Below are 12,005 nucleotides of genomic sequence, written 5' to 3' on the forward strand. Positions count from 1 at the left end.
GGTGGTATCGGATGCTCATACGGATCCTCTAACCGCGACGGTGCCGCGGCCGAATCCCCGGTGCGGTGACCGGAAATGAGGGTGCTCGTGGTTTCGCAGGTCAAAGGGGAGGGCGGCGATTATGGTCGAACGCGTGACAGTGACTATCGAATTGACGAAGACCACGGAAGAGCGACTGCGGGCCGACGCCGAGCTGCGTGGCATGAGCTTCGAAGACTACGTGGCCCAGCAGCTGGAGTCCGAGGCATCGGAAAGGCCCGTCCGAAAATTCCGGTCCACGGGTGTCGGCCGCAGCGGAAGGACGGACACCTCGGTTCGTCTCAGGAAGATCCTTCGCGGGGAGGCGGGGGAGGAATGACACTCGTCGTCGATGCCGGGCCGCTCTATGCCCACATGGATGCCGATGACACCTTCCATGCGGCCGCCCGGGATCTGCTGACGCGGCACCGCGGCCCGCTGGTCCTGCCTGTGCTCGCGATAGCCGAGGTCGTGCACATCCTGGCCAGTCGGCTGGGGAATCGGGCGGAGGTCGCTCTGCTCGGAGATCTGGAGGACGGGCTGTTCGAGGTCGAACAGGTCCACCAGCAGGATTGGCCCCGCATCCGCGAACTCGTCGAGCAGTATGCGGATCTCCCGCTCGGCACGACGGACGCTTCCGTGATCGCGGCGGCCGAACGGCTCAGGGTCACCGAGGTCGCCACCACGGACCGGCGGCACTTCTCCGTGGTGCGGCCCAAGCACGTCTCTGCTTTCACCCTCCTGCCGTGATCGAATGCCCGAGAAGCTAACAGGTGCGTAGCACGTCCGAAATGTGCCGACTGCACTCTTGAGGGGAGTCGGCGCGCGCCGCCGGGGAGCAATGGGGCCTTCCGGCGGACGCGCGCCCTTCCGTGAGGGGGCGCGTGTGGCACTGTGGCGGATCCGCACCGTTGTCGAGGACCGGCCCGGCCAGCTGGCCGGCGTCGTCGACGCCATGGCCGCCGAAGGCGGCAACATCGTGGGGCTGTCCATCCATGCCGATGCCGCCGGGGTCGTGGACGAGTTCGTGGTCGACGTTCCCGGTGAGCACCGGACCCTGCTCGCCGAGGTCGCGCGGCGCAGCGTCGGCGACTCCGTGCTCGCCGTCCCCGCCCAGCCCCGCGAAGTGGGCGACGACGTCACCCGCGCCCTGCTGCTGACCGCCCGGCTGCGCAGCGAGCCCAACCGGCTGCCCGAGGCCCTGCGCGAGCTGCTGCTCGCCGACGAGGCCCGGTGGACCAACCTCACCCGCTCCGTGCCGGAGTTCCCCGAGGAACCCGAAACGACCCTGGTGGTGCCCGTGGGACCCCTGCGCGGGGTCCGGCTGCGCCGCCCCGACCAGCCCTTCACCTGGACGGAGACCGCCCGCGCCGACGCACTCGTCCGCTCGGTGCTGCCCCCGACCGGCCCCGCGCCCATCGACGGGGAACTCGTCACGCACAAGGGCACCGGGCTGCACGTCTTCCAGGTGCGGTCGAGCGACGCCGAAGCCGTTCAGCGGCTGCACCGCCGGTGCTCGGCCGAGACCTCGCGGCGGCGCTACTTCTCCAGCGTGCGCGAGCTGACCCCCCGGATGCTCGGCGTGTTCTGCGACCCCGAACTCGGTCTCACCCTGGCCGCGCGCCCGCGCGAGGGCGGCGAGCCCGTCGCCCTGGCGCACCTCATGTACACCCTCGACCCCGGGGTCGGCGAGATCGCGTTCCTGGTCGAGGACTCCTGGCAGGGCAGAGGGGTGGGCACGGCGCTCACCCGGGCGCTCACCGCCATCGCGGCGGACTGGGGCCTGGCCGAGGTCCGGGCGGAGACGGTGGCGGGCAACAGGGCGATGCAGCGGATCATGAGCCGGATGGGGGCCGCGATCGGCCCGCCACGCGACGGTGTGGTGCAGGCGCGCCTGCCGGTCGCCGGGGCCGTGCCGTCGCGGCGGCCGGGGCGGTTGATGAACCTTATGAGCCAACCGGGAGCCGCAGGGGGCTGACCCCGGTGGGGCGGCGGGGGAGACCGGCGAAATGGGGCGCCGGTCTCCCCCGCTGTACTTCCGTGCGGCGGCCGTCAGCCCTCGGCGGACGGCGCCGGGCCGGTGGACTCCGGCGCGGACACGGCTTCACCGCGGGCCAGCCGGCTCTTGCGGTGGCCGTAGATGAAGTAGACCACCACGCCGATCGCCATCCACACCAGGAACCGCAGCCAGGTGTCGACGGTGAGGTTGAGCATCAGCCACAGGCAGGCCAGGGCCGCGATGATCGGCAGCACCGGCACCCACGGGGCGCGGAAGGCGCGCGGCAGGTCCGGACGCGTGCGGCGGAGCACGATGATGCCGATCGACACCACCACGAACGCGAACAGCGTGCCGATGTTGACCATCTCTTCGAGGGTGCCGATCGGCACGAACCCGGCGAGGACGGCCACGGCGACCGTGGTCACGATGGTCATCACATACGGGGTGCCGAAACGCGGGTGCGTCTTGGACAGCGCGCGCGGCAGCAGGCCGTCGCGGGACATGGCGAAGGCCACGCGCGACTGCCCGAGCATCATCACCAGGATGACCGAGGTGATGCCGATGACCCCGCCCAGCGAGATCAGCGTGCCCGCCCAGTCGGCGCCCACGGCGCGGAACGCCTCGGCCAGCGGTGCGTCGCCCCCCAGTTCGGTGTAGGGACGCATGCCGGTGACGATCGCGGAGACGGCGACGTAGAGCACCGTCACGATGATCAGCGACCCGAAGATCCCGACGGGCATGTCGCGCTTGGGCTTCTTGGTCTCCTCGGCGGTCGTGGCGACGACGTCGAAGCCGATGAAGGCGAAGAAGACGATGGACGCCGCGGAGATGACGCCCCAGATGCCGAACTGGCTCGGCTCCAGGCCCAGCAGGACCTGAGTGAGCGGGGCGTGCCCGATCTCCGCGGTCTCGGCGGGCCGGTCCTGCGCCGGCGGGATGAACGGCACCCAGTTGGCGGCCCGGACGTAGAAGACGCCCACGCCGATGATCAGCAGCACGATGCCGACCTTGATGGCGACGATGACCGCCGAGACGCGGCCGGACAGCTTGGTGCCGATCACGCCCATGACGCCGAGGAGGACCACGATGAACATGGCCCCGACGTTCACCGGCCAGCCGGCGATCTCGATCGAGGTCGAGACGCCCAGCAGGTCGCCGGCGTATCCCGACCAGCCAACGGAGACCACGGCGGCGGCGAGGGTGAACTCCAGGACGAGGTCCCAGCCGATGATCCAGGCGACGAACTCGCCCAGGCTGGCATAGCCGAAGGTGTACGCGCTGCCCGCCACGGGGACCGTGGAGGCGAACTCGGCGTAGCACATGGCCGCCAGCGCGCAGACCAGGCCGGCGATCAGGAACGACACCACGATCGCGGGGCCGGCGTTCTCGGCGGCCTGGCGTCCGGTGACGACGAAGATGCCGGTACCGATGATGACACCGATACCGAAGACGATGAGGTCGAACCCGTTCAGATCCTTCCGGAGCTTGTGCCCCGGTTCGTCGGTGTCACGGATCGATTGCTCGATGCTTTTTGTGCGCCAGATACTCAACAGCGGCTCCGCGCCCGGTATTGGCCCTTGTGGGGCGCTTGGGACAGTACGACGCGTGATCTTACCTCCGTTTTAAGACGTACTGAAAACGGAGGGTAAGCCGACCGTGCGGATGAGGTGGAGGCGCAGGGGGAGGGGCCGTGCCGACAGCGATACCGGGAGCCCTGTGTTAGCCGGGCTTCACGCGGGCGGCCGCGGAATCCGGCGACCTGGTGGCCGGGTTGCGCCCGGGTGTCGTTCGCGGAGGGCGAAAGGACACGGCGGGCAGCGGGCGGGCGGGGGGGTGCGTCCGTCGGCGGACGACCGGCACGGCCGGGGGGCGGAGCCGGTCGCCGCGGGCCGTCGGGTCAGGCGTCGGAGTCGGCGGTCTCGGCGCCGTCGGCAGCGGTGTCGCTCTTCTTGGTGACGCGGCGCTGCTTCTTGAACGGGCGGGAGTAGTCGACCAGAGGCTCGTAGAGGGCCTCGTGCTCCTTCTTGCACTCGGTGCAGGCGTCGACCTCGCGCACGGTGCCGTCCCAGGCGAACTGGATGACCTCGGACGCCTCGACCTTCTCCTCGCGGACGGCGTGCGGATCGCAATACTTGAGTGTGAAGACCTCGGTGACCACGGCGGTGGCATCCCTTCGGATCGGTGTGGGTGCTGGCGCGAAAATCATACACGCGTTCGAAGTGCGAGGTCGGCCCGATCCGGGTGCCTCCGTGCAAAGGGGGCGTGCCGCCTCATCCGGAAGCCTAGCGAAGGCGGCGGGCCCCGCGTCCCTGATGCGCGCAGGCGGCGTGAGCGCAACTCCCCCTGCTGTGTGGTTCTCGCCACAGAACGTGTGCGAGCGGTAGCGGATATGATCTAGTTTCCAGGGAAGATTTTTCCGGCTTCCCCCATGGGCGGATCGGAGCGCCGCGCAGCCTGTCCCCGCACCATCGCCGAGAAACCGTCAGAGAGTGAGAAGGACGATGAACGGAACAGCGCTCAAAGCAGGCAGCCCGCTCGCCGACACCGTGACCCTGATCGCGCGCGTCGCGATCGGCGTCATCTTCATCGCCCACGGCTGGCAGAAGATCCAGTCCGGGGTCGCCGCCACCGGCCAGGGGTTCGCCTCCATGGGCATCCCGCTGCCCGAGATCGCGGCGATGTTCGCGATCGCGGTGGAGTTCGGCGGAGGCATCGCCCTGGTGGTCGGCTTCGCCCTGCCCGTCGCCGGCGTCCTGCTGGCCGTACAGATGGCCGGCGCCTACGTGTTCGCCCACTTCGGCACGCCGCTCTTCGTCAGCGAAGGCGGCTACGAACTGGTGCTCGCGCTCGGCACGGCCGCCCTGGCGCTCGGCTTCACGGGCGGCGGCTACGCCCTGGACCGCCTGCTGCCCTGGGGCCGGCCCGCCGCCGCCCCCGAGGCCGCGCGGGTGGCCTGACACCCCGGGGTCCTGAGGGGCGACCTCCCGGGCGCCCCGTCCCCGAACACGCAGAGGCCCGTGGGGCCGCCCCCGGAAGGGCGGCCCCACGGGCCCTCGTCGTCGAGCGGCGACCGCCGGACGGCGCGCCGCGCGCCGCGTCCCGCCGGGGCGCGTCAGTCGAAGATCTCGTCCAAGAAGCTGGACTGCCGCCTGCGCCGTTCGCCGTGGTACTCGTCCCCGGCCGCGCGCTCATCGGCGTCGTCGTCCTCCCGGCGCCTGCGGCCCCCGCTGTACTCGGCCTGGTGGCCGCGGCTCCAGCGGTGCTCCGCCTCCAGCAGCTCCTCGAGCTCGCCGCGGTCCAGGAAGATCCCCTTGCACTTCTCGCACTGGTCGACCGTGACGCCGACCAGCACCCGCCGCGACAGGGAGCCGGGGCACTTGGGGCAGTTGAGTTCGTTCATGCCGGATTAGATACCGCAGTCACCGCACCGGTTCCACCTGAAGCGTCCGATATCGCCGCTGAGCCGAAGTCCGAAACCCGGCCGCGGTCGGCGGCCGTCCGCTCCCGCGGGAGGCGCGCCCCCCGGACATGGACCAGCCCCCGATCCGCGCGCGACGACGGACGGGGGCCGGGGCTCACTCGGTGTTGGCGACGACGTCGACCAGGGCGTCGAGCAGGTCGGCCCGGGTGTCGTCGTCGTCCAGCGCCTTGGACCACACGGCGGGCACCGCCCACGAGCGGGTGCGCAGGTGGTTGTCGAGGAACCGGTCGAGGGCGGCCACGGGGTTGGCGGCATAGAACACGGGGCTCCTGCGCGCCTGGTTGACCAGGGTCCACGCGGTCCACCGGAGCCACGCCATCTCGCGTTCGGGCAACGGAACCTGCCGGGTGCGCTCGGTGCCGGGCGGGGGGACCGGCGAGGGGCGGGGGTCGGCGACGGGACGGTAGGGGGCGCTGCGGGCACGCCCGCGGGCCCGCTCCAGCAGGTCGAAGTGCTCGGGCATGCGCTCGGCCAGCCGCCGCAGCACTCCGGTGAGCAGGCGGGCGAGCTCTTCGGGGCTGATCCCGCGGAGTTCGCCGGCCAGCACGACCCGGCGCTGCTCGTCGACGGTGCGCGCGCGGGCGGGGTCGACTCCGGCCGCGAGTTCGGCGAGCTTGCGCAGCAGGTAGTCGCCGGTGGGCACGGAGACCAGCGGCCGCTCGCGGGTCGCGAGCACCGCCCGGCCGGCGCGGTCGGCCACCGGGACGGCACCGGACTCCTGGGTGAACCCGTGGTCGGAGACCAGCCCGCCGGCCACCAGGTCGGCGGAGTCGTCGGGCTGCTCGTCGGGCAGGTCGACGGCGGGGTGGCCGAACCCCGCCGCCAGGACCAGCGCGGCCAGGGCCTCCTGCTCCAGCACGCTCGGCGCGATCTCGCCGGCGACCGCCTGCTGGCGGGCCCAGCGGCGCGGCCGCTCGGAGAACGCGCAGCGCAGCGTGCGCCCCGACCACTGCGGGTAGACCAGGCGCAGCCGGGCGAAGGCGCGGTCGGTCTCGGTGTCGCGCAGGGCGAAGCAGAGCCGGCGCACCGCGGCGGGAGTGGGGCTTTGCTCGCCGAGGGAGTCGTGTACCTCGGACATGCGCTTGGTGATCTTGGCGTTGGGGTCGCCGCCGTGCGCGGGGCAGGGGCAGTGCTCGCTCAGCAGCGTGACGGCGGAGTCGAACTGCGCGGCATGGCGCTCGCAGGTCTGCATGGTCTGGACCGCGTGGCGCTGCGCGCCGGCGTCGCACCGGCCGCAGCCGAAGGCGCGGGTGAGCGCGTTCAGGAACGCGGTCGAACCGAAAAGGTCCGAGAACAGGCAACGCGTGCTCAAGATCCTTCTTCTCCCCGGGGCACGGGGCTGAGGCTCTTCCCCAGCTCTCCGGGAAAGGCAATCGAAGAAGGTCGCAGGCGTCGTCGACACACCCACGCCGGCTGGTACCCGAAGGTGCCGCCATAGTGGCGCGCGTGGTCACCTTCGAAGGTAAAGCGCCGGTATGCGCTGAGTCAACCCCCCGGGGTCAGACGGTCCTGCCCCGGTAGCGCTCGGCGAGTTCGGCGAGATAGGGCGCGAGTTCGCGCGCGGTGATCGGGGGAGCGGGCGGCGGTGGGATCGGGTTGGGTCCGAGGTCGGTTCCCTCGGCGTCTCCGGCCAGCTCCCGGCCGATCCCGGCCAGCCGGTGATCGACGTAGGCGTCCAGCCAGGCCCGGTGGGCGGGCGGGGACACGTCGCTCGGTGGCGGGTCGGCGTGGTCGTCTCCGGGGTTCATGCGGCGGAGGCTCCGTTCTATCGCGTGGAGGCGGCCAGGTCGCGCCCTGCCTCGTCTCGCGGATCTCGGCGATGGTGTGCCGACACTTCTCGGACGGGCCGCGAATCCTGTCCGAGAGCTATGGGTGCTCCGGCCCGGTGTCGGAGCCGCGCCCACGACGGTCGAGACCCTCGACAAAAGGGAGAGTGACGATGCCACGACGCTGGACGCTGGTGCTGCGTGATCACGCCGACGCCGCCCGGCCCGTGCGCGCCGTCGACTGCCACGGGCTGCTGAACTCGTGGTGGCCGCAGCCGGGGCCCGAGCACGGCGCCGCCAAGAAGTGGGCGATGAACGGCTGGCCCCAGCCGATCGCCGACCGACTGTGGGTGTGGTCGCTGACCTGGCTCGACGACGAATCACCCCCCGGGACCGACCCCGCCGACCTCATCGGCCGCGTGCAACGGGTCGGCGACCACCTGTTCGAACCCCTCTCGGTGACGGCCGTGCACGTCCGCGGCTACGCCGCGATCCTGGCCCATCCGCAGCGGGCGCCCGTGAGCGCCACGCTGCACACGCTCAGCCCGGTCGTGTCGCTCGCGCGCAACTATGACGGCGAGGACAGCTTCCAGGCGTGGCCGGGCCCGCGGCTGCTGTTCGGGGTGGTGCACAGAGCCTCTGGCGGTGTGCTGGGCGGGAGCGGGGCGGTGGGCGCGGTCGCCCGGTTCGCGCCGCGCGAGGTCGCCGAGCCCTGGCTGCGCCGGATCGACGACGTCACGGCGCGGCTGCGGCGCGCCCCCGACGACTCCGCGCCGATCCGTGCCACCGAGCACCCCGGACCCGCCGGGCGCACGGTGCCGGGCTGGGAGGGCGGGCTGCGGCTGAGCCTGCCCCACGGTTCCGACGGCGAGCGCCTGGCCGACTTCGGTGCGCTGCTGGAACTCGTCGAGCTGACCGGCGTGGGCAAGTACACGGCGCAGGGCTTCGGTGCGCTGCGCGTGGACACGCTCACGACCGGTCGTGAAGTGGCCGCCGGACGGCGCCGGCCTCCCGCGCGCGACCGCCGGCGGTCCCGGCCTCCGCGTCCGGTGTACGCGGAATACCAGGAACAGGAATTCGACGGGTTGCTGTTCGACTGACTCCGCACGCCGCGGGCCATGCTCCGCTGCATGCCGGGTCCGGCGGCCGGCCGGTCGGCTCGGGATGTGAGAGGGACGAATGCGACTTCCGCTGGTCAACCTGACACCGCATGAAGTGACCATCTTCGACGCCGACGACAAGGTCGTCGTCCGCTGCCCGGCCGCGAGCAAGCCCGTGCGCGTCGCCGTCGACCGCTGCGAGATCGGCCGTATCGGGGGGATCCCGGTGTTCGCCGAGGACTACGGCCGGGCGCTGCTGCCCGAGCCGGCGCTGGGGGTCTGGTACATCGTGTCGTCGACGGTCGCGGTGGCCCATCCCGAACGCCACGACCTGCTCGTGCCCACGGATCTGGTGCGTTCCCCCGACGGCACGATCCTCGGCTGCAAGGCTCTCGGCCGGCGCAACGGCTCGTGATCCCATGACAATGGCCCGGCGCGCTACGCGTGCCGGGTTTCGCGCTGCCCGGGCCGGCCGCGCGCTCAGTCGTCGGGGCGCCCCCATGGCGAAGGGCGGCTCCGGTCGTGGGGGACGTCGCGTACCCCGCGGCCGGAGCCGCCTGTCGTGCAGCGATTCGGCGCCTTACGGCGCTCGCCCCGGTCCGAGCCATACCGTCTTCCGGTCATGCGGATCCGGGCGTGCACTTTCGCTTCGCAGGCGAGCCAGATGTTGTTGTGATTCCGTCTGCCGGGGAGGATCGACCCTGGACGGAGCGCCCGTCAACAACTGGCGTTGTTATCCCGTCTGCCGGGGGTGGACGACGAAGAATTCCCCAGGGTCGTGCTCGGCGTGGTCGCTATCCCGTCTGCCGGGAGATGGTCTTCCCTGATCGACGCGCGAGTTTTGTGGTGATCGCGGCTATTCCGTCCGCCGGGTGGAGGGAAGGGCGAGGGGGTGGTCGGGTCCGGTTCGTCTACCGGCCGCCGCGCCGTAATGCGGAGGGGTCCGCTGCGCCGGCGGGTCCGAGGCCCCTGTCCGTTCCGTCCTGGTCACCGCTCCTCCTTTTCGGCTGCCGGTCGTCGAGGGGCGCCTGCTGCCTCGGCGACGGGCTTCCGGTGAGGGTGGGTTGTCGGTCCGATTGATTGGTGTTCGGGTAGTTATGTAGTAGTCCGAGAGGATCATCACCTCCCTAGACCACTTCTCTCGGACACGGCCCCGAGCGGAGCCGATCACCGCCGCGTACAGGGGGCCTACCGGCAGCGCCGCCCAGGTACTAGAACAAGAGATGTGCGAAGTGGACCCATGGGACCCACACCGGATCGCCCCGCCGACCCGGGCGCGGAGCGCGCCCCCGACACCCTCGTGGCCCTCGCCGGCACCAGCCCGACCCCCGCGCTGCTGTCCGCGCTGACCTTCGCCCCGCGCCGGCTCGTCGTCGTCCACAGCGGCGACACCGCCCAGCGGGCCGGCGCCATCGCCGCCGCCGCGCGCCGCCTCTGCCCGGCCATCGGGGACGCGCGCCTGGTCGACCTCGGCCGCGACACCTACGACTTCGCCGCCGTGCGCGCCGGCTTCGACCGCCTGGCCGACGGACTCAGCGGCGACTGGCGGCTCTGCTACACCGGCGGCACCAAGGTCATGAGCGTGCACGCCGTCCTCCAGCACGCCCGCCGCTTCCCCGACCGGCACCGCTGGCGCAGCTACCTCGACGCCACCTCCGAATCCCTGCGCTTCACCGACGGCTCCCTGCACCCCGGGGGCATCGACAGCAGCGCCCTCACCATCGACGCCCTGGCCGGGCTGCACGGCATCGAGCTGCGCCCCGGCGACCGCCTGCCCGAACAGCAGGCGTGGCTGCGCGGCCGCCCGGTCCCGCTGGGCCCCGGCGACATGGCCGAGGCGCGCGTCCTGGACCTGTTCCGGCGCCGGCTCGCCGACACCCCCGGAGCCGAGGTCATGGGCAACCGGGTCATGCCCGACCCCCGCTCCCCCCTCGAATCCATCGGCGACTTCGACCTGATCGTCCGCTACCGGCACCGCGTGCTCTGCGTCGAGGTCAAGAAGGACCCCAGCCACATCCTCGACGCCGCCGGGTGGACCCTGACCAAGGCGCAGCGGGCCTTCGGCGGCGCCGCGCGCGTCCTGTTCGTGCACACCGGCGACAAGGGCGACTGCTCCATCGAGCAACTGGCGACCTACGACCCCGAACTGAGCGGCGCACCGCTGCACGTGCGCGCGCTGTCGGAACTGGAGCGCGACTTCCCGACCGCCGACCACGTCGTCCAGGGCTTCTTCCCGGCCGCCGCCCCCGCGGGCACCGGCGGCACCGCCGCCATCGCCCCCGTCCCCGAGGGAACCGCCCCCGAGACCCACCCCGGGCCCTCCGCCGGGCCGGTGCTCCTGCTCGGACTGGGCGGGAGCCGGCTGTCCGTCCTGGCGGCGGCCCGGGCCTGCCTGCCCGCCCGCACCGTCATGCTGTTCACCCGGCAGAGCGAGAAGGAGATCAGCGCCCTGGACCTCGCCGTGCGCCGGACGCTCTACGCCGCCGAAGAGCCGGGGGAGTTCCGCGCCACCAACCGGCGCCGGCTCGCCTCGCGCCTGCGCCACAACGGCTATCCCGAACGCGTCAAGTTCGCCGACACCGCGGTCGACGGCGCCGACGCCGCCGAGGTCGCCGCCTACGCCCGCGCCAAGATCGACCAGTACCGCAGCGACCCCGCGCCCGTCATCGCCGACATCACCACGGGCACCAAGGCCATGAGCATCGGCCTGGCCATGGCCGCGCACGAGCGCGGGGGGTGCGTCACCTACGTGTCGCCGCTGACCCGCCGGGTCTCCTGCCACGCCCACGGGGACGTCGGCCGGCACGGGCCCGCGGCCGTGGACTGGCGCATCGTGCTGCGCGGCTACCAGGTGCTGCACGGGCCGCTCGCCGCCGGGATCGCCCCCGGGATCGCCGCGCACCAGATCGACGCCGGCCTCATCGACGCCGCCGCCGACGCCATCGGCGCCGCGGCGGACGGCTACGAGGTCGCCGCCTGGGTCGACCGCACCGTCACGGCCGACGCCCCGCCCCTTCCGCAGTACTCCGCACCGCAGCGCCCCACCGTGATCCTGACGGTGGCCGACCGCGCCCTGGGACTGAGCGCCCCGCGGCGGCAGCGGCTGCGCCACTTCACCACCGACGGGGTCCACCGGGAGCAGGACGTCGGCGCCGGCGGCTGGGCCCACGACGTGTTCGCCGCCGCCCGGATCCTCAACGTCCGCTGCGGCACGGCGGGACTCACCCTTGCGCTGCACCGCCCCGGCGACGGCGACCCCGCCCGCGCCCTCGACCTCATCGACTGGTTCGCCTGGTGGCACGCCGATCCCCTCGGCTCCGACGACACCGGCGCCCCCGAGGAGGCGATCACCGGCCACGAGGACACCCGGCGTCCGAGAGTGGTATCAGCAGAGCCAGGGACCCCCGCCTTCCGTGCGGCCCTGGCCGCCCACGTGACCGCGCTCCGGCTCTGACCCCCGGGAGACCCGCCGCATGACCCCCAGCCGACCCGCCCGCGCCTCCCGCCCGGGTGACCCCTCCGGCACCCCGCCGGACGGCGGCCGGCCCCCTCGCGGCCCCGCGCACGCGGCCCCCCTCGGCGCGCCCCCTGCCGTGTTCCCGCACCCCCGCCGCCGCATCGCGGCACCCCCGTCCCCGCAC

Annotated in this window: 12 protein-coding genes; 7 read left to right on the forward strand and 5 right to left on the reverse strand. The window is 72.5% G+C overall.

What is annotated here, in order from left to right:
* The first annotated feature begins 133 nt into the window (after nucleotides 1-133).
* The 3 genes from ACFO4E_RS26190 (at nucleotide 134) to ACFO4E_RS26200 (ending at nucleotide 1,996) form a co-directional block, all read left to right on the forward strand.
* Nucleotides 134-358, forward strand: a complete 225-nt coding sequence (locus ACFO4E_RS26190; RefSeq protein ID WP_378579229.1) for a hypothetical protein — start codon at nucleotides 134-136, stop codon at nucleotides 356-358.
* On the forward strand, nucleotides 355-768 hold the full coding sequence (locus ACFO4E_RS26195) for a type II toxin-antitoxin system VapC family toxin (RefSeq protein WP_378579231.1): 414 nt from the start codon (nucleotides 355-357) through the stop codon (nucleotides 766-768). The genes ACFO4E_RS26190 and ACFO4E_RS26195 overlap by 4 nt, the downstream gene beginning before the upstream one ends.
* 136 nt (nucleotides 769-904) lie before the next feature.
* Complete coding sequence (locus ACFO4E_RS26200; protein ID WP_378579232.1) at nucleotides 905-1,996, forward strand: GNAT family N-acetyltransferase; 1,092 nt, start codon at nucleotides 905-907, stop codon at nucleotides 1,994-1,996.
* A 74-nt stretch (nucleotides 1,997-2,070) separates the two neighbouring features.
* On the opposite strand, the gene ACFO4E_RS26205 is transcribed toward ACFO4E_RS26200, so the two are convergent.
* Nucleotides 2,071-3,567, reverse strand: a complete 1,497-nt coding sequence (locus tag ACFO4E_RS26205) for an amino acid permease (protein WP_378579235.1) — start codon at nucleotides 3,565-3,567, stop codon at nucleotides 2,071-2,073.
* A gap of 347 nt (nucleotides 3,568-3,914) precedes the next feature.
* The gene (locus ACFO4E_RS26210) at nucleotides 3,915-4,175 is read right to left on the reverse strand and encodes a hypothetical protein (RefSeq protein WP_378579237.1); all 261 of its coding nucleotides are present in this window, start codon (nucleotides 4,173-4,175) and stop codon (nucleotides 3,915-3,917) included.
* Nucleotides 4,176-4,518: 343 nt separating this feature from the next.
* Between ACFO4E_RS26210 and ACFO4E_RS26215 the strand changes: the two genes are divergently transcribed.
* A complete protein-coding gene (locus tag ACFO4E_RS26215; RefSeq protein ID WP_378579239.1) occupies nucleotides 4,519-4,974 on the forward strand; it encodes a DoxX family protein in 456 nt (151 codons plus the stop codon).
* 155 nt (nucleotides 4,975-5,129) lie between these two features.
* Here the strand turns inward: ACFO4E_RS26215 and ACFO4E_RS26220 are convergent, their stop codons facing one another.
* The 3 genes from ACFO4E_RS26220 to ACFO4E_RS26230 form a co-directional block, all read right to left on the reverse strand.
* Entirely contained in the window at nucleotides 5,130-5,417 is a 288-nt protein-coding gene (locus ACFO4E_RS26220; protein WP_378579241.1) for a zf-TFIIB domain-containing protein, read from the reverse strand.
* A 175-nt stretch (nucleotides 5,418-5,592) separates the two neighbouring features.
* Nucleotides 5,593-6,810, reverse strand: coding sequence for a hypothetical protein (locus tag ACFO4E_RS26225; protein WP_378579243.1), 1,218 nt, complete (start codon nucleotides 6,808-6,810; stop codon nucleotides 5,593-5,595).
* 187 nt (nucleotides 6,811-6,997) lie between these two features.
* The gene (locus ACFO4E_RS26230; protein ID WP_378579245.1) at nucleotides 6,998-7,246 is read right to left on the reverse strand and encodes a hypothetical protein; all 249 of its coding nucleotides are present in this window, start codon (nucleotides 7,244-7,246) and stop codon (nucleotides 6,998-7,000) included.
* 191 nt (nucleotides 7,247-7,437) lie between these two features.
* Here ACFO4E_RS26230 and ACFO4E_RS26235 point away from each other — a divergent pair, with 191 nt between their 5' ends.
* From ACFO4E_RS26235 to ACFO4E_RS26245, 3 genes are all read left to right on the forward strand, one after another.
* Nucleotides 7,438-8,364, forward strand: a complete 927-nt coding sequence (locus ACFO4E_RS26235) for a hypothetical protein (protein WP_378579247.1) — start codon at nucleotides 7,438-7,440, stop codon at nucleotides 8,362-8,364.
* A 79-nt stretch (nucleotides 8,365-8,443) separates the two neighbouring features.
* Entirely contained in the window at nucleotides 8,444-8,779 is a 336-nt protein-coding gene (locus ACFO4E_RS26240) for a hypothetical protein (RefSeq protein WP_378579249.1), read from the forward strand.
* Between the two features lie 825 nt (nucleotides 8,780-9,604).
* Nucleotides 9,605-11,818: a CRISPR-associated protein gene (locus ACFO4E_RS26245; RefSeq protein ID WP_378579251.1), complete on the forward strand. Its 2,214-nt coding sequence runs from the start codon at nucleotides 9,605-9,607 to the stop codon at nucleotides 11,816-11,818.
* The last annotated feature ends 187 nt before the right edge of the window (nucleotides 11,819-12,005 follow it).

This window comes from Nocardiopsis mangrovi (genome assembly GCF_042653925.1).
GTDB lineage: Bacteria > Actinomycetota > Actinomycetes > Streptosporangiales > Streptosporangiaceae > Nocardiopsis_B > Nocardiopsis_B mangrovi.

Bases quoted from the DNA above. Each gene is read 5' to 3' on its own strand.
- ACFO4E_RS26245 (WP_378579251.1), top strand. From the start codon at position 9,605: ATGGGACCCACACCGGATCGCCCCGCCGACCCGGGCGCGGAGCGCGCC.
- ACFO4E_RS26235 (WP_378579247.1), top strand. From the start codon at position 7,438: ATGCCACGACGCTGGACGCTGGTGCTGCGTGATCACGCCGACGCCGCC.
- ACFO4E_RS26220 (WP_378579241.1), bottom strand. From the start codon at position 5,417: ATGAACGAACTCAACTGCCCCAAGTGCCCCGGCTCCCTGTCGCGGCGG.
- ACFO4E_RS26195 (WP_378579231.1), top strand. From the start codon at position 355: ATGACACTCGTCGTCGATGCCGGGCCGCTCTATGCCCACATGGATGCC.
- ACFO4E_RS26240 (WP_378579249.1), top strand. From the start codon at position 8,444: ATGCGACTTCCGCTGGTCAACCTGACACCGCATGAAGTGACCATCTTC.
- ACFO4E_RS26215 (WP_378579239.1), top strand. From the start codon at position 4,519: ATGAACGGAACAGCGCTCAAAGCAGGCAGCCCGCTCGCCGACACCGTG.
- ACFO4E_RS26230 (WP_378579245.1), bottom strand. From the start codon at position 7,246: ATGAACCCCGGAGACGACCACGCCGACCCGCCACCGAGCGACGTGTCC.